The sequence below is a fragment of the Streptomyces sp. TG1A-60 genome (assembly GCF_037201975.1).
In the GTDB taxonomy this organism is placed as follows: domain Bacteria; phylum Actinomycetota; class Actinomycetes; order Streptomycetales; family Streptomycetaceae; genus Streptomyces.
This window is the reverse complement of sequence record NZ_CP147520.1, coordinates 1,528,611-1,547,900: the sequence shown is the minus strand read 5'-3', so window position 1 is coordinate 1,547,900 and position 19,290 is coordinate 1,528,611. Positions and strand designations below refer to the sequence as shown.

Sequence of the window (19,290 nt, the reverse complement as noted above, 5' to 3'; positions counted from 1 at the left end):
CTCGCGACCCGCGACCCGGCGACGCGACCGTGCGGCCCGGCCGCATCGCCCGTCAGGAGAGCGCCGCCAGCCGGTCCCGGACCTGGGCGGCGACCGTGTACGTGTCCCCGGTCGGCTCGGTCGCGAGCGGTCCGGGGTCACGGGTCCAGCGGTCCTCCAGGGCGAACCAGTCGATCTTCTCCGGCGCCCGGCCCTGCTCCATGGCCGTACGCACCTCCTCGAAGTACGTCGACCAGCGCAGCCGGTACAGCCCGCCGACCAGCCCCGCCCACTCCCGGTTGGCGTAGTCCCGTAGCCCGGCGTCCGCGCCCTTCCGCGTTCCCCAGACGGTCAGCAGCGACAGATTGTCGTACGCCAACTGCTCCCGCTCGGCGGCGCGCGCGCCCCAGGAACGGGCGTCCGCGACCCAACGGCCCAGCAGATGACGGGAGTCGGTGGCCAGCAGCTCGTCCAGCAGGTCCATCAGCGAGAGCCACACACCGCTCGCCTCGTCGAAGCGGGCGATGTCACCGGCGTCGTACGCCTCCTTGATCCTCGGCAGCAGGACCCGGCTGCGGTTGGACAGGGCCTGACGGGCCACGTCGAGGAGGTCGCGACGGTACGCCGACGACTTGCGCAACTCGGCGCGTACACGCAGCAGCTCATCGAGCGCGGGCTCGAAGCCGGCGGCGTCGTAGCGGAGCTGCTTCGGCGACCAGCGGGCGGCCCGTACGGAGTTCAGTGCCGGGCGGGCGCCGAACAGGCCGTCGGCGCCCTCGCTCCACCGGTCGGCGCGGGTGGTGCCGTACGCGGTGCGGCGCAGGATGTCCCAGGCGGCCTCGGCATGCGGATCACGGGCCCCGTACCGGGCGCGCGCCCAGTCGGCGAACCATGCCTTCAGGTTCAACTCCCCCTCTCGCCAGGCGAGTTCGGAGAAGAGGGCGAACGCGGCCGGGTTGTTGTCCGCCGCCTCCGGCATCAGCGCGATCCCGTGCAGCTTGCTGCCCTCCTTCGTGCGCCACTTCTCGTACAGCTCGGCCCAGTCGGGGGTGTTCGCGCCGAGCGCGGTGTGGCCGCCGAAGTTCCAGATCGAGCCGAAGGCGTACGGGGTGTCGCCCCAGTCGGCCTCGCGGTCGGTGACCGTGGGGAAGCGGTCGGAGAGGCCGTCGACGACGAGCATGTGCTGCTTGTCGACGGCGTCGACGATCGCGCGCGGCGGGTTGTGCTGCCAGCCGAGGATCACCCAGGTGGCCCCGGGGTGGGCCCGCTGGAGCGCCCGCTCGACACCCTTCGCCGCGTCGCCGACGGGCACGTCGCCCGGGTCGCCGCCCTCGTGCAGGAGGTCCATCTTGTACAGGGTCGACGGGCCGAACATCTCGTCCTGCACACGGTAGAAGGCCGCCGCCACCCGCGCGAACTCCTCCGTGCGCGGGTCCAGCCAGTCGGGGCGCCCGAAGCCCATCCAGTCGCCCTGCGGCACGGTCCGCGCCCCCGGATCGCGCTCCGCGAAACCGGCCGGTACCGTTCCGAAGTAGCCGGGGAACACCGGCGTCATGCCCAGCTCACGCACCCGGCCGGCGATCCGGCGGCCGAGGTCGGCCCGCGCGTCGAGAAGCTGCCGGGAGACGGGGGATGGGAACGCCGACATGTTCTGCAGCAGCCACCACGGCTGATGGGCCGGGCCCGGGATCCACTCCCGCAGTTCCTCCTCCCCGTACCCGAACTCCTGGAACACCCGGTGGTACAGCGCGTCCGCGCCCGCGTAGACCAGGACCTCGTTGTAACCGTGCAGCGCCAGCACATCCAGCTCACGCTCCCAGTACGCCCAGCCGAGGTACGCACCCGTGTAGCCGTCGTTGGTGTCGTTGAGCGCGAACCGGTGGGGCACGTTGGCCCGCCGCGTGACCGGCGCGCCGAGGCCCGGCAGCTTGCGCGGCAGCAGGTCGGTCTGCTCGCCCGCCCAGTTGATCTCGGCGTACGCGACATGCCTCAAGTACCAGTTCAGCCCGGTCAGTTGGGTGGCGGGGCTGTCGCCGGCGACAGTGACGCGGCCGTCCCGGCCCGATACCCGGAAGGTGTCCCGCTCCTTCCCTCCCACGAACGTGATCTGCCACCAGTGGCGGGGCAGCAGCCGCCGGGCCGCCGCCGCGGCCGTCGGCAGCGCCTTGCCGGCGCGGGGGGCGTCGTCCGAGGGGATCGCACGGGCCGAGGTGCAGGCCACCGCGGAACCGGCGGCGAAGGCGGCGAGAAGGGCACGGCGGGCGAGCGGCATGGTGTCTCCGAGGTGCGGTGGGGGGTACGCCGTGGGAGGAATACCCGCCGAAACCACCCTTGTGCCCAGACACGCGGTCACAAGGGGGAGAACCCGGCGTGAACGGCTCCTTCCGCCGCGTCAGCCTACCTTCGGCCGAAGTCCCTGCGGATCACCGCTCGTACCGTCCCCGCTCGTCAGGTTCGCCTTCGTCCCGTACGGCGTCTTCATGTCGAGGCACCCGGAGTGCCCGAAAGGACTTCCCCCGGGGCCGGATGCCTACGGCTCGTCAACGACTCTGCGGCGAACTGGACACCCGCCGGCCTACTGAGTGCTTGCTCATGCGCTAGGTCCGTCTCGGCGATGCCAGCAGATACCGCTCCCGCGTACGCGGATCCGTGTGTGCGCCGACCTGCCAGCCCGCCTTCTCCAGCGTGGCCGCGCAGGCCCGCAGCGCCTCGGCGTCCGGCTCGCGTACGGCGACGGCCTCCGGCTGGGGCGTGGCCCGTACGCGATAGCCGCCGTCCGCCGCGTGCGCCCCCGCAGGGCGATGGCCGGCGGCCTCCAGGGCCAGCGCGGCGGCCTGCACCAGATGGGTCCGCTCCCAGCCGCACGGGCGGTCCCTGGCACCGCCCGGATCGGTCATCCGGCGCAGCTCCAAAAGTCCCTGCCAGGCGCTGTGCACCTCCCGTATACGCGCCGGCCCGGTCTCGGCGGCCTCCTCACCGCCGATCCGCGCGGCGAAGACACCGGTCTCGGCGGGTGCGGTGTCCTTCGGAGCCGTCTCCGCGACTTCGGCTGGTGGCGTCTCCCGCACGCGATGCCCGGCCGGTGTCAGGAAGTGGTCGTGCGGCGGGCGCGGATGCCGGAAGGCGAGACCCCGCTTCACCAGCGCCGCGAGCTGCGCCTGCGTTCCCGTCAGCCGCCCGGTCACGGGCTCGGCGGCGTCGATGATCCGCCGCTGGGCGGCGGTCGGCGGTCGTGTCACGGCACCCTCCTCACGCGAGCCGGCTGTCGGTCAACCCACTCGAAGACTACGAGGACGGTCTGACATTCCACCCCGCGACGACCGGACGCCCGTGCTCCGTACCGAGTCGGCACACCGTGCCCGTGGCCAGTTGGAACAGCGCTCCACCGGAGGCGGGCAGTCCGAGATGGCGGGCGGTGAGGACGCGCAGGAAGTGCCCGTGGGCCACGAGCACCACGCACCCCTCGGTGTTTCCCAGCGCCGCGTGCACCCTCGCGAGCATCCGGTCGGCGCGCGCCCCGACCTCCTCCGGGCTCTCCCCGGGATGCTCCGGCGGTCCGGGCGCGACCCCGTCCGTGAACAGGAACCAGTCCGGTCGGGTGCGATGGATCTCGACGGTCGTGATTCCCTCGTACCCGCCGTAGTCCCACTCGACGAGATCCGGGTCGACGCGCGCCCCGGTGAGCCCGGCCAGCTCCGCGGTCTCCCGGGCCCGCTTCAGCGGGCTCACGAAGGCAGCGCCGATGCGGTGCGAGCCGATCAGCGGAGCGAGCCCGCGCGCCTGCTCACGGCCGTCGTCCGTCAGTGAGAGGTCGGTCCAGCTGGTGTGCTGCCCGGACGCCGACCACTCGGTCTCACCGTGCCGCACGAGAAGAAGATCACCCATGCTTCCAGGCTACGAGCCCGCCGCACCGACGAGATGTCCGCGCCTCACAGGGCACGAGCCCACCGCTCCAACTCCGCGAACTCCGCCTCCCGCAGCCCTCTGCGCGGATCGATCCGCAGCAGCAGCGCCGCCGCGTCGTGGTGCTCGGCCACATGGCGTACGTCGAGGTCGGTGATCATGTCGTCGACCCACACGAACGGCCGTCCCTCCGCCCACTCCAGGACCCGCCGGGTCTTCCAGTACAGCCCGTCCGGATCCCGGGCGAACAGGTCGCTGAACTCGATGACCGGCAGGTCGCCCGGCAGCCCGATCACCGGCCCGATCATCTCGTTCGCGTCGTGCATCCAGGTCGTGGCCCACGCCAACTCGTAGGGCAGTGCGAGCAGTCGTTCCCCGTGCGCCGGGTTGAGCCGGATCCGCAGGCCCCGGCGCAGCCGCCGGGAGCCCGGCTTCTGCCGGGAGGACCAGTTCGCGGGGTGCACGCGGCACGTGACATAGCCGCGCGGGCGCCGTAGGCGGGCGCCGAAGGGGTTGAGGGGGCCGTCGACGTCGAGGAGAAGCAGCGGACGATCGCTCATGGAGGAATGGATACCCGCCCCCGGTGCGCGTCGACGCCCGGACCGCCGTCGAAACTACTGCCGATAACCGCTCAGGAACCGTCCGATCCGGCTGATCGCCGCATCGAGGTCGTCCGCGTGCGGGAGGGTGAGGATGCGGAAGTGGTCGGGGGTGGGCCAGTTGAAGCCCGTGCCCTGTACGACCTGGATCTTCTCCCGCAGCAGCAGGTCCAGGACGAACTTCTCGTCGTCATGGATCCGGTGGACCTCGGGATCGATGCGGGGAAAGGCGTAGAGGGCGCCCCTGGGCTTCACACAGGAGACGCCGGGGATCTCGTTCAGCTTCTGCCAGGCGACGTCGCGCTGTTCGTGCAGGCGCCCGCCGGGCGTGGTGAGGTCGGTGATGGACTGGCGCCCGCCGAGCGCGGCCTGGATGGCGTACTGGGCGGGCGCGTTGGCGCACAGCCGCATGGAGGCCAGCATCGTCAGGCCCTCCAGGTAGTCGCGGGCGTGCTGCCGGGGGCCGGTGACGACCAGCCAGCCGGAGCGGAAGCCCGCGACGCGGTACGTCTTGGACAGGCCGCAGAAGGTGAGGACGACCAGATCGGGGGCGAGCGCGGCGGCCGAGTGGTGGACGGCGTCGTCGTACAGGATCTGGTCGTAGATCTCGTCGGCGAAGACCATCAGGCCGTGGCGGCGGGCGAGGTCGAGGATGCCCTCGATGATCTCCTTCGGGTAGACCGCGCCGGTCGGGTTGTTCGGGTTGATGATCACGACGGCCTTGGTCCGGTCGGTGATCTTCGCGGCCATGTCGTCGAGGTCCGGGTACCAGTCGGCCCGCTCGTCGCACAGGTAGTGGACGGCCTTGCCGCCGGCGAGGGTCGTGACCGCCGTCCAGAGCGGGAAGTCCGGGGCGGGAATGAGGACTTCGTCCCCGTCCTCGACCAGCGCCTGCACGGCCATGGAGACCAGCTCGGAGACGCCGTTGCCGAGGAGGACGTCGTCGACGTCGACGTCCAGGCCCCGGTCCTGGTAGCGCTGGGCGACCGCCCGGCGGGCCGAGAGGATGCCGCGCGAGTCCGTGTAGCCGTGGGCCTGCGGGAGCATCCGGATCATGTCCTGGAGGATCTCCTCCGGCGCCTCGAAGCCGAAGAGCGCGGGGTTGCCGGTGTTGAGGCGCAGCACGCTGTGGCCCGCCTCCTCCAGCGCGTTGGCGTGCTCGATCACGGGGCCGCGGATCTCGTAACAGACCTCGCTGAGCTTGTTCGACTGCCGGAACTCCATGCGCCTAGCCCTCCGGTTCGTTGTGTTGCTTGGTTTTACCAAGTAGAAGCTTGGAAAGTCCAACGACATGTCTAGACTGCGTCCCATGCCACCTCGCCGAAGCTACGACCAGTACTGCTCAGCCGCCCGCGCGCTCGATCTCGTCGGTGACCGCTGGACCCTGCTGATCGTGCGCGAACTGCTGGCCGGCCCGCGCCGCTACACCGACCTGCACGCGGACCTGCCGGGCGTCAGCACGGACGTTCTCGCCTCGCGGTTGAAGGACATGGAGCGCGACGGACTGACGACGCGACGCCGGCTGCCGCCGCCGGGGGTCGTGTACGTGTATGAACTCACGTGGCGGGGGCGGGGGTTGCTGCCGGTGTTGCAGGCGCTGGGGGCGTGGGGTGAGGTCGCGCTCGGGGAGCGTCGGCCGACGGACGCCGTACGCGCGCACTGGTTCGCGTTGCCGCTGCTGCGGGGCCTTGAAAGCTGCGGGAACGCCGGGCTCGTCGAAGTCCGCCTGGAGGAAGGCGGGTTCCATGTGCGGGTCGGTGCCGTCGGGGAGGGGCCGGTCTACGGTGACGGGCCCGCGCCCGAGGAGCCGGATGTACGGCTCTCCCTGAGCGGTGAGGTCTCCGGCGCCATCGGACGGGGGGAGTTGAGCGTGCGGGACGCCGTTCGGCTGGGGCGGGTCGAGGTGGTGGGGGAGGGGGCGCTCGCGAAGGAGCTGCGGGATGCCTGAGTGAGGGGACAGGAAGTCGGTGGCCGGCCGCGGGTTCGTCGTGGCACGTCGCGCGGATCCCCGCGCCCCCGACGGGGCGCCGGGCACGCCGAACCCGCTTGGTCCGGCGTGCCCTTGACCAGCCGTCAGGCTCCGGGCTGTCGCACCCTCGGCGGGCGGTCGGCGCCCCTTGTCAGCGTGTACCCGCCGATGCCCGCCAACGCGGCGAGGGCCGCGCCGAGCGCGGTCCAGACCCAGCGGTCGCTCCACCGGCCGGAGGCCCAGCCGTCGTCGGGTTCGAGGGAGGAGAGGACGGCCTCGGCCGAGGAGTCCTCGTCCTCCTGCTGCCGGGAGGGGACGGCGATGCCCGGGACCAGCGGCTGCGCCAGCGAGCCGTCGACCGCCGCGGAACCGCCGATGTCCACGGAGTCGACCCGGACCTCGGCCTCGACGGGCAGGCCCAGGTCGGCCGTGGCCGGCCGGGTGGTGGTCAGACGGATGTAGTACGTGCCCGGCAGCGGATCGTCGGCCCACTGCTCCGACCAGGCGCGGACCGTGCGCAGCGTGCAGGACAGCTCGACCGAGGCCGCCTCCGCCCCGGCGGTCCGGGTCTGCGCGCCGTACTGGCAGGCCTGGCGGCGCCGCAGTCCGTCGTACACGTCGACCTGCCAGGTGGACGACGACCGGGCGGCCTCGGGCAGCTTCACGGTCGCCCGTACGGCGGGCCGCTGCCCGGCGTCGGCCGGGAAGGACCAGTAGAGGTAGTCACCGGTCGAGGCGTTCGCGGTCGCTGTCTGGCCCTGCTCGAACTCCGTCGCCGTACGGAAGGAGGTGCCCGCCTCGGTGGGCGCGTCACCGTCCTCCGTGGGGCTCGCGGAGGGGGTGGAGTCGGCGACGGCCGGGGACACGGCCAGGCCCAGCATCAGCGCGGCCGCGCTCAACACACGTGTGTTCCGCATCAGTTGGTCCTCCAGACCGCGACACGCCAGCGTGACAGCCAGCCCCACAGCACACCCGCCAGGAACCCGACGAGCACCAGTACCCCGAGCAGCCACCAGCCGCGGCCGAGTCCGAAGGAGGCCACGTCGGCGGCCTGGTCCGGCCCGTCCACGACGTCCACGGTGATTTCGAGCGGCAGACCGGGCGTGGTCTTCACCCCGCTCGCGGGCGAGTAGGAGTGGGTCACCTGGAGGCACACGGCCTCGGCGACATCCTCGTCCTCCTCGTCCTCGGCCGCCGCCTTCGGGTACCGCAGGCCGGTGGAGATGACGTCGGTACGGCCGGTGCCGGCGGCCTCGCCGCGGACGATCTCGCGGTTCTCGACGGTCACCGCACGCAGCAGCACCCCGTAGTCCGGATTGACCTCCCGGTCCGCCGCGACGCTCACCGAGGCGCGCAGCTCCTGGCCCGGCTTCACGTCCACGCGGTACCAGCGCTGCTTCCCGAACTCCTCGCGATCGGTGTACAGCCCCGATGCAAGCGTGGGCGCCTCGGCGCATGCCCCGGCGCCCTCGACGGCCTTCGGCACGACCACCGGGTCGGCGGCCCGGTCGACCAACTGGTTCACACGGTCGGTCAGTTGGTCACGGTGCTCGATCGAGGTGTACGTGCCGCCGGTCGCCTCGGCGATGCAGCTCAGCTGTAGCCGCATCTTGGCGTTCGGGACCAGACCGAGTGTGTCGATGGTCAGGCCGATGCCCTTCGCCGCGATCTCGCGGGCCACCTCGCACGGGTCGAGCGGGGCGCAGGTGTCCTCGCCGTCGCTGATCAGCACGATGCGCTTGGTGCCCTCGCCGCCCTCCAGGTCGTCGGCCGCCTTCAGCAGCGCGGGACCGATCGGGGTCCAGCCGGTCGGCGTCAGTGTCGCCACCGCCGTCTTCGCCTCGGTGCGGTCCAGCGGCCCCACCGGATAGAGCTGTGCGGTGTCCTCGCAGCCCGTCTTGCGGTCGTCGCCCGGGTAGTCGGCGCCCAGCGTGCGGATACCGAGCTGGACCTCCTCGGGCGTGGCGTCCAGCACCTCGTTGAACGCCTGTTTCGCCGCGGCCATGCGGGACTGGCCGTCGATGTCCTTCGCCCGCATCGAACCGCTGACGTCCAGCAGGAGGTTGACCTTGGGCGCGGTGGCCGTGGTCTCGTCGGCGACGGCCGTGGAGGGGATCGCGATCCCGGCCGTCAGGGCGGCGAGCAGGGCGAACACCCCGGCTGCCGACCGTTGTCTTGTGATCATCGGCGGATCCTATTGATCCGGAGGGGCACGCTTCAAAACGAGACCTCCTGTTGACGAACCGTTCACCGCAGCGGACTCGGCACCTGGGCCCAGATGTCCCCGGGCCGCTCCGGCGAAAGTCGCATCAGGGTCAACGCCTTGGTCGGTACCGGCCCCTCCAGCAACGTGTCGAGATCGGGGGAGCGCGGCAGGTCCCGTACGGCGGTGGAGAGCGCCTCGCCCAGTACGGGCGTCGAACCGGCCGTGGCGCCGAGCGTGCCCGTGATCAGGGCACCGAACAGCTTGCGGCGCAGGGTGGTCTCGTCGTCCGTGATGATGCGGCCGGTCATCGCCGGGGCCGGAACGCCGTGCCGGGCGAGGCGGGCGGGGCTCACCCGGATGTCCGCGAGGTCACGGTAGACGAGGCGGCGGGGGGCTCCCGACGGGGACAGGACCACCAGGAGGTTCTGGCCGTGTGCCTCCAGGGCCACACCCAGGTCGAGCAGCCGGAGACAGACCGTGAGCGCGAGACGGGTGAAGTCCGCCAGCCACGACGGCGACCGGGGCAGCCCGGTCGTCGACAGCGCGGCCACCGGCACGACCCGTTCACCGCTCACCGTGTCCGCGTACGTCTCCGGCGACTCGCGCAGCACCGCCGCCAGATCGGGAGAACCGGCGGTGACCGCGCCGAGCGTGCGGGTCACATGCAGCAGCCCGTCCGTGCGGGCGGCGACCTCCGTCATGAAGTCCGAGACGACCGCAGACGTCTCGATCGAGTAGACGGAGATGTCCCGCACGGAGGAGGTCAGGCGGGCGCTCAACGCCGTCTTGACATGCGGCCCGCCGTCCGGGAGCGCGAGGGTGCGCAGGGACATCAGCGGATGAGCCTCGATCACCTCCCCCAAGGGGCACTTGAGCACATGGGCCGCCTGCCACGGATGCACCGGAACCAGCACCCGCCCACCGTCCCGCAACCACTGCGGCCACTCCCCGACGACCAGCGCCTCGTCCACCGGTGCCAGCCCCAGCCGTACCACCTGCCGGTGCTCCGGCCCGTAGGCGAGCTGATCGGTTGCCGAAAAGCCCGGCCGGGCACGGCAGTTGGGATGGAAGGGATGCCCGTCGACGATGCGCTGCTCCCACTCCCAGCTCGCCACCGGGGACGCGGTGGCGGTCCGTCGGCCGGCGCGCGAGAGCGCCAACGAGGCCGCACTGTGGTCGAGTTCGGCGGCGAACGCGGCGCTGTGCGGAACGGCGAGGGCGGCCATGAGCCGCGCCGGGCGAGCGTACGGCCGCTCGTCGAACCACACCTCCTCCACCTGCGCGGCGGTGCTGTACGGGTCCACGGCCGGGCCGTGCAGCCGGCGTCCGTCGGCGAGGTGCAGCGTGACCCGGTCGCCCCCGGCCGCGTCCCGGCGCACCACCCAGGGCAGCGGCTCATGGACGAGGCCCCGCCACAGCCGGGTCAGCACGGCCGCGCGGGCGCCGGGCAGCGCGATCGTGTAGGGCAGCGTCAGGTCGGGGCGTACGACGCCCAGTTCGGCGCCGAGCGCCGCCTCGGCGTCGGCCATCGGGTGACGGTCCACGGACGGGCTCCTCTGGTGCGGGACGGTGGCCGCGCGGGTACGGAACCCGCGTCGGCCCATCGGCATCGGCGTACGACCACTGCCCGCCCGCCTCCGCCGCGACGCATGACGGCGTCGCGGCGGGACGCCACACGGCCGCTTCGCGACGAATCGTGATGGGCAGACATACTGATCACGAGTGCACCGTATGGAACGAATGGACCCCGTGGACGCCAATCCGCCCCACGACGCCGCCGGCATCGCCGCCGACGCCCACGCCGCCGCTCCGCTGCTCAACTGCCTCCTGCGTGAGGTGGCGGAGCCCGTCGGGCGGGCGGCGGACGGAGTGCACCGCCTCAAGGCCAGCGGACGCCTCCTGCGGGTCCGGGGCACCCGTCGCCCCACCGGACCCGAGGTGCTCACGGCGGGCACCTGGCACCCGCTCACCCACACCGAACTCGTCAAGATCGCCGCCGAGGAACTCCGCGCCGTCACCGGCCTGTCCAACTCCGAACTGCCCGCCGAGATGCTCGACAGCCGCGAGGCCGTGGCCGCCCTCCTCACCGCCCGCACCCACACGCCGACGCCCCAGGACCCGTACCGGCGCTCCGAACAGTCCCTGATCACCGGGCACCCACACCACCCCGCCCCCAAGGCGCGCGGCGGCGGCCCGGCCGCCGGCTGGCTGCCGTACGCGCCCGAGGCGTACGCCCACTTCCCGCTGACCCTTCTCGGCGTCCGCGAGGACACGGTGGTCGAGGATGGCGACACCACCGCCCTCGACACCCTGGGCACGGCCCCGCCCGGCTACCGACTCCTGCCCGCCCACCCCTGGCAACTCGCCCTTGTGGGCGGCGAGGCGGCCGACGCCTTCACCGACGGCCGCCTCGTACGGCTGGGCCGCACGGACGGCCGGGTGTGGCCCACCGCGGCGATCCGAACGGTGTGCGTGCCGGGTCGCTCCTCCGCCGGGTCCCGCGACGCGGATCTCTTCCTCAAGTTCAGTCTGGATGTGCGCATCACCAACGACGTACGCCGTCTGTGGCGCCACGACCTGCTCAAGCTGCGCCGCACGGACCGGGCGGTCACCGAGGCCTTCGTCGATCTGCCGGGCGCCTGGCTGAGCGACCGCGGGTACCGCACCGCCGACTTCGCCTTCGAGGAACTGGCGGTACTGGTGCGGGACGGTCTGGACGGCCATGTGGCCCCCGGCACGACCCCCTTCCTCGCCGCCGCCTTCACCGAGGGAACCGACGCCTTCCCGGGTAACCCCCTGGCCGGCGCCGCCGACCCCCAGGCCTGGTGGGAGGCGTATCTGCGCGCGGTCGTGCCACCGGCTCTCGGCGCCTTCCACCGCCACGGCGTCGTCCTGGAGGCCCATCTCCAGAACACCGTCGTCGCCTGCGACACCTCCGGCACGCCCGTACGGGCCGTCTACCGTGACGCCGAGGGCGTGAAGCTCCTGCCGGACGTGACGCGCGAGGCGGGCTGGGAACGGCTGGTGTACTGCCTGTGCGTCAACAACCTCCTGGAGATCGCGGCGGCCGTCACCGAACACCACCCGGGGGTCGACCTCTGGACCGCCGTGCGACGGCAGTTGGGACGCCACGGCGAAGTCCCGGAGGTCGCCGACCTGCTCGACTCGCCCACTCTGCCCGGCAAGGCGAACCTGCTGCTGCGGTGGACCGGGGCGGACGGCGCGGACGCGCGGTACCTGCCGCTGCCCAACCCGATCCGGCGGAGCGGCTGAGCGGTCCGGACCTCCCGGGCGCGGTGGCGAGAAGAACGCCGTCCGGTGAATCCGCCGCGCCCGCGCGCACCGACCACCATGAGCTGGGCGCCACGACTCGTAAGCTGCTCAGCCGATCCGGGGGTCGGCCGCCGCGCGGGCCGCGCGGAGCAGGGCCGCGCCGGCCAGGAAGCCGGCCAGGGCCGCGGTCGGCAGCCCGAACGGGCCATGGTCGGCGGGACCGGCGTCGGCCACCCCGAGCAGGCCGAGCACGCAGGCGGCGTAGCCGACGGTGGTTGCGGCGGCGCGCGGCCTGGGCCGGCCGAGCGCCCTCGGCATCCACCACCTGCGCGGCATCGCGGCGTCGCGCCGCAGGCCGCGCCGTTCGATCCGGCCGAAGACCGCCACGAGCACGCCGAGCACGAGGAAGAGCACGGCCAGCCACGGCAGCTTCCACAGCAGCCACGCCTCGGTGTCCCCGGGGGTTGGGGGAGCGGGAACCGGCCGGAGGCGTACACGGCCACGGCGACGAGCACGAACGCGCCCATGTGCCACAGCAGCACGGTCAGGATCACCGAGTTCACGGTGATCACGGCCATCCAGGGCCCAAGCCGTTGCAGCCGCCGAGTCCCCGCGTCGCGCAGCAGCAGCACCAGCCCGAGGTGGGCCGTGGCCAACGCCAGCAGCGCGAGCGTCGGCGGCGAGAGGTTCCGCAGCGGCATGCCGGCATAGTCGACCATGCTGACCGGGTAGGGGCCGGCCACCGTGAGCAGCACCGCCACCGCGGCACCGCCCACCAGCAGCGGCACGGCCACCTTGGGCCGGACCGGGAGCGTCCCGTCCTGCCAGGCGAAGCCGATCTGGTGCACCGCCAGCCAGGCGAACAGGTAGTTGCCCAGTTGCAGCGTCGGCGCGCCGAACGCCAGCCGCGCCATGTCCCCGGCGGCGACCAGCCCCACCAGGACCAGCGGCACGACCGGCCCCGCCCGCCGGTGCAGGCGGTGCATCAACGGCGTCAGGAAGACCACCACGAGGTAGACCAGCAGGAACCAGAGCGGGATCGAGGCCAGCCACACCGCCCGGCCCGCCTGCACGGGGTCGGCGCCCGTCAACCGGGCGATCAGCGCGGCGGCGGCAAGCGTCACCAGGAGTGCGGTCGTCGGCCGTACGAGCCGCGCGCTGCGGTCGAGCAGCCAGTCCTGGACGCCGCCGCCCCGGCGGGTGTGCGAGGTCAGCGAGGCGGCGTTGGCGAACCCACCCACTATGAAGAACACCGGCATGACCTGTGCCAGCCAGGTGATCGGGCGGCCCCACGACAGCACTTCCAGAGCGCTGAAGCCATCCAGCCCGCGTGCGCCGCCGGTGACCACGATGACCATCCAGTGGCCGAGTACCACGATCAGGATGGCGAGCGCCCGCAGCAGATCGACGTAGCGTTCCCGCTGTGGCGGTGTGCGCTCCGCGAGCTCGCGCAGGCCGGGCATGTGGCCATCATAGGAACCGGTGGCCGGCGGGGCCCGCAACCATCGCCCGGGGCGGGCTGGGCGCGTGCGCCGCCCCGCCCCAGACGGCACGCTCGCCCTTGGCAGCGAGCGGTTGGCCAAGACCGCCCTGCTCGCCCTGCTCGGCACCGCAGTGCTCCTCCTCCACCGACGGCTCGTGAAGGCGAAGGTCAACCGGTCCGTCGCGGCGGGCTCACCGGCGCCGCCGTCCTCACCGTGGCCGGCGGCGCCGTGTGGGTCGTAGCGGCTCTGGCCACCGCCGGCCGCGGTGGGCCGGGCGGGCACGCTGGCGGCGCGGGTCCTGGACGGCAGAGACGGGAGTCCCTGTCGTGTGCTCCCTCGCTCGGACTGCCGGTCGCCCCGCGGCTGGACGCCCTGTCCTGCTGACGCTGTGGATTGTCGCCGGTGGGCACCCTGATGCTGATGTACTGCCAGTACTGCGTCGAGCAGGATGCCAACCGCCCTGCTGCCGGCCTCCACCCGGAGGCGGCGTCGCTGAAGGCGACCGCCGCAGCACCGATACCGATTGGAGGACCGGTGCTGGACATCAGCGCACTCACCTGGGCCGTCACCATCGGCCTGATCCTCGCCCTGCTCGCTGTCGACCTGATCCTGGCCGCCGCGCGCCCGCACCGGGTCGGCTACGGCGAGGCCACCGCGTGGTCGGTGTTCTACATCCTCGTCGCGCTGGGCTTCGGCGTCTGGTTCGCCGCGCGCTACGGCGGAGAGTTCGGCACCGAGTACTTCGCCGGCTACATCGTCGAAAAGAGCCTGTCGGTCGACAATCTGTTCGTCTTCGTCATCATCATGACCACCTTCGCCGTGCCGGCGGAACACCAGCACAAGGTGCTCACCTTCGGCATCGTGCTCGCCCTGGTCATGCGCGCGATCTTCATCGCGCTGGGTGCCACCCTGCTGGCGTTGTTCTCGTTCATGTTCCTGCTGTTCGGCCTGCTGCTGATCTACACGGCCGTGCAGTTGTTCCGGCACCGCGACGAGGACCCCGACATCGAGGACAACGTCATGGTCAAGGCCGCCCGCCGGCTCCTGCCGATCACCGCCGACTACGTCGGCGGCAGACTCACCACCCGCGTCGACGGGCGCCGGATGGCCACCCCGCTGTTCATCGTCCTGCTCGCCATCGGCAGCATCGACCTGCTCTTCGCGCTCGACTCGATCCCCGCGGTGTTCGGGGTCACCCGAGAGCCCTACATCGTCTTCACCGCCAATGCCTTCGCCCTGCTCGGCCTGCGCGCCCTGTTCTTCCTCGTCAAGGGGCTGCTGGACCGGCTGGTGTATCTGTCCGCCGGACTCTCGCTGATCCTCGCCTTCATCGGCGTCAAGCTCATCCTGCACTGGGCACATGTCGACCTGCACGAGGGAGTCCCCGAGATCCCCACCCCGATCAGCCTCGCCGTGATCGCCCTCGTGCTCGTGGTCGTCACCGCGGCAAGTCTGATCAAGACCAGGCGCGACCCGACCGCCAAGGCTCACCCCGGCTCACTGCGCGCGCATCCCCCCAAATCCGCCGACTCCGGCCAGGAAGCCGGACCCTACTGAGCTGCTCCTCCTCGTGGCGGCGCCGGGCAGGGTTGCCCGGCGCCGAACAAGGGGTGCTTGAGGCGATGTACGCGAATCGCGCATGCGGACCCGCTGGCCATCAGGCATACACGGCTGAGGCACCGTCCGGCTTCGCGCCCCAGCCGCCCGCTGCCGTTCCCCGGTGCCGCTTGGCGTCCCGGCCTGCGGGTCGGGGAAGGCGGCGGGTGGCTTCCTTGCGTCTCCCTTACAGTGGGTGTAGGGGCAGGGAAGCCTGTTTTCAGCCACTGCCGTCGTAGGTGTTTCGTGCGTTTTGAGAAGGAGCGACGTTCCGCCGATGGGTGAGCCTCCCAGTGCCGGTACCGCGCGAGCCGTACCCCGCCCGATGTCCGTGAGTGGGGGATCGGGGGTGGCACGGTGACCGAGGTCCTGCTGCTCCTGCTGGCCCTCCTTCTCACCCTGGCCTGCGCGCTGTTCGTCGCGGCCGAGTTCTCTCTGACCACGGTCGAGCGCGGCGACCTGGAGCGCGCCGCAGAGGCCGGCGAGCGCGGCGCCGAGAGCGCGCTGAAGGCCGTACGCCGCCTGACGCTCCAGTTGTCCGGCGCCCAGCTCGGCATCACCGTCACCTCGCTGGTGATCGGCATGCTCGCCGAACCGTCGCTCGCGGCGCTGCTGCGCGGTCCACTGCGGGCGGTCGGCCTGGGCGGTGCCGCCTCGTCTGTGGCGACCGTGCTGGGCGTGGCGGTGTCCACCGTCGTGCTGATGGTCGTCGGCGAGCTGGTGCCCAAGAACTGGGCGATCTCCCGGCCGTTGGCGGTCGCCAAGGTCGTCGCCGGACCGCAGCGCGGCTTCACGGCCGCCTTCGGCCCGTTCATCCGGCACCTGAACAGCACCGCGAACCGTTTCGTACGCCGTTTCGGCCTGGAGCCGACTGAGGAGCTGGCCTCCGCCCGCGGGCCCGAGGAGCTGGTCGCGCTCGCCCGGCATTCGGCCGCCGAGGGGGCGCTGGAGGCGGATTCGGCCGAGCTGTTCGTCCGTACGCTCCACCTGAGCGAGCTGACCGCGGAGAACGTGATGACCCCGCGTGTGGACGTCAAGGCCCTGGAAGTGCACGCGACGGCCGCCGACGCCGCCAACCTCACCCACGCCACCGGCCTGTCCCGCTTCCCGGTCTACCGCGACAGCCTGGACGAGGTCGTCGGCACAGTCCACATCCGCGACGTCCTCGCCCTGGAACCGGGAGAGCGTGCCGTCACGCCGGTCACCGAGCTGACCACCGAGCCACTGCTGGTGCCCGACAGCCTCACGGCCGACCGGCTGCTGGAGCGGCTCCGGGTGACCCGCACCATGGCCGTGGTCATCGACGAGTACGGCGGTACGTCGGGCGTGGCGACGGTGGAGGACATCGTCGAGGAGGTCGTGGGTGAGGTCCGCGACGAGCACGACCCCCTTGAGACACCCGACCTGGTGCCCGCACCCGCCACCGGGGACGGCCGTGCGGTCTGGGATTCGGACGGCAGCGTACGCCTCGACCAGCTCGCCGGCATAGGACTCACCGCACCCGAGGGCCCGTACGAGACCGTGGCCGGCCTGATCGCCACCCGCCTCGCCCGCATCCCCGCCAAGGGCGACGCCCTCCACCTCGACGGCTGGCAGCTGGACGTCCTCGAGGTCGAGCACCACATCGCCGACCGGATCCGCATCACCGAACCGGTCCGCGTTCCGGCGCAGACGGGGAGGAGTCGCGATGACCGCCCTTCAGCTTGCCGTCGGCGCTCTGATGGTGCTGGTCAACGCCTTTTTCGTCGGCGCCGAGTTCGCCCTGATCTCGGTGCGCCGCAGCCAGATCGAGCCCCGTGCCCGTGCGGGCAACAAGCGGGCGCGGATGACCCTGTGGGGTCTGGAACACCTGTCCGCGATGATGGCCACCGCCCAGCTCGGCATCACCGCGTCCTCGCTGGTGCTGGGCGCGGTGGCCGAACCGGCCATCGCGCGCCTGCTGGAGCCCGGCTTCGAGGCGGCCCACATCCCGCACGGTCTGGTGCACCCGATCGCGTTCGTCATCGCGCTCAGCCTGGCGACGTACCTGCACATGCTGATCGGGGAAATGGTCCCCAAGAACATCGCCCTGGCCGCACCGGCCCCCACCGCCCTGTTGCTCGGCCCGCCCCTGGTCGCCCTCACCCGGGCGCTCAAGCCGGTCATCTTCGGCATCAACGCCTTCGCCGACGCCCTGCTGAAGCTGCTGCGCGTCGAGCCGAAGGGCGAGGTCGAATCCGCCTTCACCGACGACCAACTGGCTCGCATGGTCGTCGACTCCAGCGAGGCGGGCCTGCTCCCGCCCGCCGACGGCGAACGGCTGCGCGACGCGCTGGAGCTCGGCACCCGGCCGGTGGGTGAGATCCTCGTCCCCGCGCAGCGGATGCACACCGTCGAGCACACCATCACCCCGGCGCAGCTGGAGCGGACCGCGGCCGAGGCGGGCTACTCCCGTTTCCCCGTCGCGGGCCAGGACGGCACCCTCCTGGGGTACCTGCACATCAAGGACACGCTCGGCCGCACCGACCGCGACCGGCCCTTCCCACGCGCCGCACTCCACCCGGTCACCCAGGTCCGCATCGACACCCCGCTGGACGACACTCTCACCGCACTGCGGGCCGACGGCAGCCACCTGGCCGCCGTCCTCGGCGAGAGCGGCAAGGTGATCGGCTTCGTCACGATGGAGGACGTCTTGTCGGAGCTGGTCGGACCGGCGGCTCCGGCCACCGCGTGACCGCGGACGTTCACCGATGAGGAACACGGTTTCGGCCACCTCCGTGCCCTCGATCACGCTGGAAGCGGGGGAGCCCGTAGTGACCTTGGCACGGTGGCTCGGGCACTCCTCACCAGCGGTCACCGTCGGTTACTATGCTCACTTCATGCCGGAGGCCGGAGGCCGGAACAAGAGGCGGAGGGCCATCGACGGACTGCTTGGGGAGACAGGGAGATCCGCGTGCCGGTCGAGACTCCCCAGATTCTCCCCAGGGCTGACGACGGGCGATTGCCGCTGTTGTCCGCCTCCGAGGACGAGCGTGGATTCAAGGTTGAAGGGATGGGTGACCTGAGGAAATGCTAAGAGAGGTCACCGCGACCCGCTATGTCGAACCCCTGCGCTCCGGCGGCTCCGTTCCCGGAATCGTCGAGGCCGACGACCTGGGCACCTACGTCGTGAAGTTCACGGCCTCGGCGCAGGGACGCAAGGCGCTGGTCGCCGAGGTGATCGTGGGCGAGCTGGCGCGTGCGCTCGGGCTGCGGTTCCCCGAGCTGGTCCTGGTCCACTTCGACCCGGCGATCGCCGAGGACGAGCCCCACCAGGAGGTGCGGGAACTGCACGGCGCGAGCGCGGGACTCAACCTCGGCATGGACTATCTGCCGGGTGCGAAGGACTTCACCCCGGAGGTCGCGAAGGAGTTTCGTGTCGATCCGTTCGAAGCCGGCCGGATCATCTGGCTCGACGCCCTCACGGTCAACGTCGACCGCACCGTGCACAGCTCGAACCTCATGGTCTGGCCCACGTTCGGCACCGCGCCCCCGCGTCTCTGGCTGATCGACCACGGCGCGGCTCTCGTCTTCCACCACCGCTGGGACGCCTCGGACCCCACGAAGGCGTACGACTTCCGCCACCACGCCCTCGGCCGCACCCAGGCTCTCGGCCCCGCTCGACCAGGGGGGACGTCCCTCGCCCCGGACGTGAGCGCGGCCGACGCCGAGCTGGCGCCGAAGGTGACGGAGAAGCTGCTGCGCCGGATCGTCGCCGAGGTCCCGGGCTCCTGGCTGCCCGCCGAGGACGGCTTCGCGTCACCCGACGAGGTCCGCGACGCCTATGTGCGCTACCTCCACGCGCGCGCACGGGCCTCCGCCGCCTGGCTCCCCACCGGCTTCCCCACCCGGGAGGAACTCGCCGCCGAGGAGGCCCTCCGCGCGGCGAAGACACGGCAGGGCCGCCCGGACTGGCTCAAGCGGGTCCCCGACCTGCACGGCGAACCGGCGGCGGAACAGGATTGGTCGGTGCATCTCGGATGAGTCCCGTCGTACAGATCGAGTACTGCACCCAGTGCCGGTGGCTGCCCCGTGCGGCCTGGCTGGCACAGGAGCTGCTCACCACCTTCGAGGCGGAGCTGAGCGAGCTGTCGCTCAAGCCCGGCACCGGCGGTGTCTTCGTCGTCCGTGTCGACGACGAGGTGGTCTGGAACCGCCGCGACCAGGGGTTCCCCGAGCCCACCGCCGTCAAGCAGGCCGTACGGGACCGAGTGGCCCCGGGAAAGTCCCTGGGCCACTCGGACAGGGCCGCGCGGGAGTAGG

General features: G+C 71.9%; 16 protein-coding genes and 2 pseudogenes. 9 read left to right on the top strand and 9 right to left on the bottom strand.

The annotated features are described in order from the left end of the window. Positions 1 to 52 precede the first annotated feature (52 nt). The 5 genes from WBG99_RS06210 to WBG99_RS06190 form a co-directional block, all read right to left on the bottom strand. Complete coding sequence (locus tag WBG99_RS06210) at positions 53 to 2,251, bottom strand: alpha-N-acetylglucosaminidase (protein ID WP_338895349.1); 2,199 nt, start codon at positions 2,249 to 2,251, stop codon at positions 53 to 55. 325 nt (positions 2,252 to 2,576) lie between these two features. After that, positions 2,577 to 3,218, bottom strand: coding sequence for a hypothetical protein (locus WBG99_RS06205; protein WP_338895348.1), 642 nt, complete (start codon positions 3,216 to 3,218; stop codon positions 2,577 to 2,579). A 46-nt stretch (positions 3,219 to 3,264) separates the two neighbouring features. Further along, entirely contained in the window at positions 3,265 to 3,864 is a 600-nt protein-coding gene (locus WBG99_RS06200) for a histidine phosphatase family protein (protein ID WP_338895347.1), read from the bottom strand. A 44-nt stretch (positions 3,865 to 3,908) separates the two neighbouring features. Further along, positions 3,909 to 4,442, bottom strand: a complete 534-nt coding sequence (locus WBG99_RS06195) for an HAD domain-containing protein (protein ID WP_338895346.1) — start codon at positions 4,440 to 4,442, stop codon at positions 3,909 to 3,911. A gap of 54 nt (positions 4,443 to 4,496) precedes the next feature. After that, a complete protein-coding gene (locus WBG99_RS06190; RefSeq protein ID WP_338895345.1) occupies positions 4,497 to 5,705 on the bottom strand; it encodes a pyridoxal phosphate-dependent aminotransferase in 1,209 nt (402 codons plus the stop codon). 85 nt (positions 5,706 to 5,790) lie between these two features. Between WBG99_RS06190 and WBG99_RS06185 the strand changes: the two genes are divergently transcribed. Next, the gene (locus WBG99_RS06185) at positions 5,791 to 6,429 is read left to right on the top strand and encodes a helix-turn-helix domain-containing protein (RefSeq protein WP_338895344.1); all 639 of its coding nucleotides are present in this window, start codon (positions 5,791 to 5,793) and stop codon (positions 6,427 to 6,429) included. Positions 6,430 to 6,554: 125 nt separating this feature from the next. Here WBG99_RS06185 and WBG99_RS06180 read toward each other — a convergent pair whose 3' ends face one another. The 3 genes from WBG99_RS06180 to WBG99_RS06170 all read right to left on the bottom strand — a co-directional run bounded on the left by WBG99_RS06180 (position 6,555) and on the right by WBG99_RS06170 (position 10,200). Then, a complete protein-coding gene (locus WBG99_RS06180) occupies positions 6,555 to 7,367 on the bottom strand; it encodes a hypothetical protein (protein WP_338895343.1) in 813 nt (270 codons plus the stop codon). Then, positions 7,367 to 8,635, bottom strand: a complete 1,269-nt coding sequence (locus WBG99_RS06175) for a VWA domain-containing protein (protein WP_338895342.1) — start codon at positions 8,633 to 8,635, stop codon at positions 7,367 to 7,369. Before WBG99_RS06175 ends, WBG99_RS06180 begins: the two co-directional genes overlap by 1 nt. Positions 8,636 to 8,697: 62 nt before the next feature. Beyond that, positions 8,698 to 10,200: an IucA/IucC family protein gene (locus WBG99_RS06170; RefSeq protein WP_338895341.1), complete on the bottom strand. Its 1,503-nt coding sequence runs from the start codon at positions 10,198 to 10,200 to the stop codon at positions 8,698 to 8,700. Positions 10,201 to 10,396: 196 nt separating this feature from the next. On the opposite strand from WBG99_RS06170, the gene WBG99_RS06165 reads away from it, so the two are divergent. After that, complete coding sequence (locus WBG99_RS06165; protein WP_338900240.1) at positions 10,397 to 11,929, top strand: IucA/IucC family protein; 1,533 nt, start codon at positions 10,397 to 10,399, stop codon at positions 11,927 to 11,929. 108 nt (positions 11,930 to 12,037) lie between these two features. Here WBG99_RS06165 and WBG99_RS06160 read toward each other — a convergent pair whose 3' ends face one another. Next, the gene (locus WBG99_RS06160; RefSeq protein ID WP_338895340.1) at positions 12,038 to 12,343 is read right to left on the bottom strand and encodes a hypothetical protein; all 306 of its coding nucleotides are present in this window, start codon (positions 12,341 to 12,343) and stop codon (positions 12,038 to 12,040) included. A gap of 1,113 nt (positions 12,344 to 13,456) precedes the next feature. Here WBG99_RS06160 and WBG99_RS06155 point away from each other — a divergent pair. The 7 genes and pseudogenes from WBG99_RS06155 (at position 13,457) to WBG99_RS06125 (ending at position 19,289) form a co-directional block, all read left to right on the top strand. Further along, positions 13,457 to 13,654 carry a hypothetical protein gene (locus WBG99_RS06155; RefSeq protein ID WP_338895339.1) on the top strand — a complete coding sequence of 66 codons (198 nt, stop codon included), beginning with the start codon at positions 13,457 to 13,459 and terminating at the stop codon, positions 13,652 to 13,654. Between the two features lie 161 nt (positions 13,655 to 13,815). Further along, positions 13,816 to 14,970 carry a TerC family protein gene (locus WBG99_RS06150; protein WP_338895338.1) on the top strand — a complete coding sequence of 385 codons (1,155 nt, stop codon included), beginning with the start codon at positions 13,816 to 13,818 and terminating at the stop codon, positions 14,968 to 14,970. A 396-nt stretch (positions 14,971 to 15,366) separates the two neighbouring features. Next, positions 15,367 to 16,662 (top strand): annotated as a pseudogene (locus WBG99_RS06145) (hemolysin family protein); the annotation flags it as partial. Positions 16,663 to 16,696: 34 nt separating this feature from the next. After that, complete coding sequence (locus WBG99_RS06140; RefSeq protein ID WP_338895337.1) at positions 16,697 to 17,722, top strand: hemolysin family protein; 1,026 nt, start codon at positions 16,697 to 16,699, stop codon at positions 17,720 to 17,722. A 49-nt stretch (positions 17,723 to 17,771) separates the two neighbouring features. Then, positions 17,772 to 18,053 (top strand): annotated as a pseudogene (locus tag WBG99_RS06135) (hypothetical protein); the annotation flags it as partial. Between the two features lie 4 nt (positions 18,054 to 18,057). Continuing rightward, positions 18,058 to 19,011 (top strand): HipA family kinase, encoded by a 954-nt coding sequence (locus WBG99_RS06130; RefSeq protein WP_338895336.1) that lies wholly within the window; start codon positions 18,058 to 18,060, stop codon positions 19,009 to 19,011. After that, positions 19,008 to 19,289 (top strand): SelT/SelW/SelH family protein, encoded by a 282-nt coding sequence (locus tag WBG99_RS06125; RefSeq protein ID WP_338895335.1) that lies wholly within the window; start codon positions 19,008 to 19,010, stop codon positions 19,287 to 19,289. The genes WBG99_RS06130 and WBG99_RS06125 overlap by 4 nt, the downstream gene beginning before the upstream one ends. Position 19,290 lies beyond the last annotated feature (1 nt).

Excerpts from the sequence above, each read along its gene's own strand:
- WBG99_RS06210 (WP_338895349.1), bottom strand. The coding sequence starts at position 2,251 with ATGCCGCTCGCCCGCCGTGCCCTTCTCGCCGCCTTCGCCGCCGGTTCC.
- WBG99_RS06200 (WP_338895347.1), bottom strand. The coding sequence starts at position 3,864 with ATGGGTGATCTTCTTCTCGTGCGGCACGGTGAGACCGAGTGGTCGGCG.
- WBG99_RS06195 (WP_338895346.1), bottom strand. The coding sequence starts at position 4,442 with ATGAGCGATCGTCCGCTGCTTCTCCTCGACGTCGACGGCCCCCTCAAC.
- WBG99_RS06190 (WP_338895345.1), bottom strand. The coding sequence starts at position 5,705 with ATGGAGTTCCGGCAGTCGAACAAGCTCAGCGAGGTCTGTTACGAGATC.
- WBG99_RS06185 (WP_338895344.1), top strand. The coding sequence starts at position 5,791 with ATGCCACCTCGCCGAAGCTACGACCAGTACTGCTCAGCCGCCCGCGCG.
- WBG99_RS06180 (WP_338895343.1), bottom strand. The coding sequence starts at position 7,367 with ATGCGGAACACACGTGTGTTGAGCGCGGCCGCGCTGATGCTGGGCCTG.
- WBG99_RS06175 (WP_338895342.1), bottom strand. The coding sequence starts at position 8,635 with ATGATCACAAGACAACGGTCGGCAGCCGGGGTGTTCGCCCTGCTCGCC.
- WBG99_RS06165 (WP_338900240.1), top strand. The coding sequence starts at position 10,397 with ATGGACCCCGTGGACGCCAATCCGCCCCACGACGCCGCCGGCATCGCC.
- WBG99_RS06140 (WP_338895337.1), top strand. The coding sequence starts at position 16,697 with ATGACCGCCCTTCAGCTTGCCGTCGGCGCTCTGATGGTGCTGGTCAAC.
- WBG99_RS06130 (WP_338895336.1), top strand. The coding sequence starts at position 18,058 with ATGCTAAGAGAGGTCACCGCGACCCGCTATGTCGAACCCCTGCGCTCC.
- WBG99_RS06125 (WP_338895335.1), top strand. The coding sequence starts at position 19,008 with ATGAGTCCCGTCGTACAGATCGAGTACTGCACCCAGTGCCGGTGGCTG.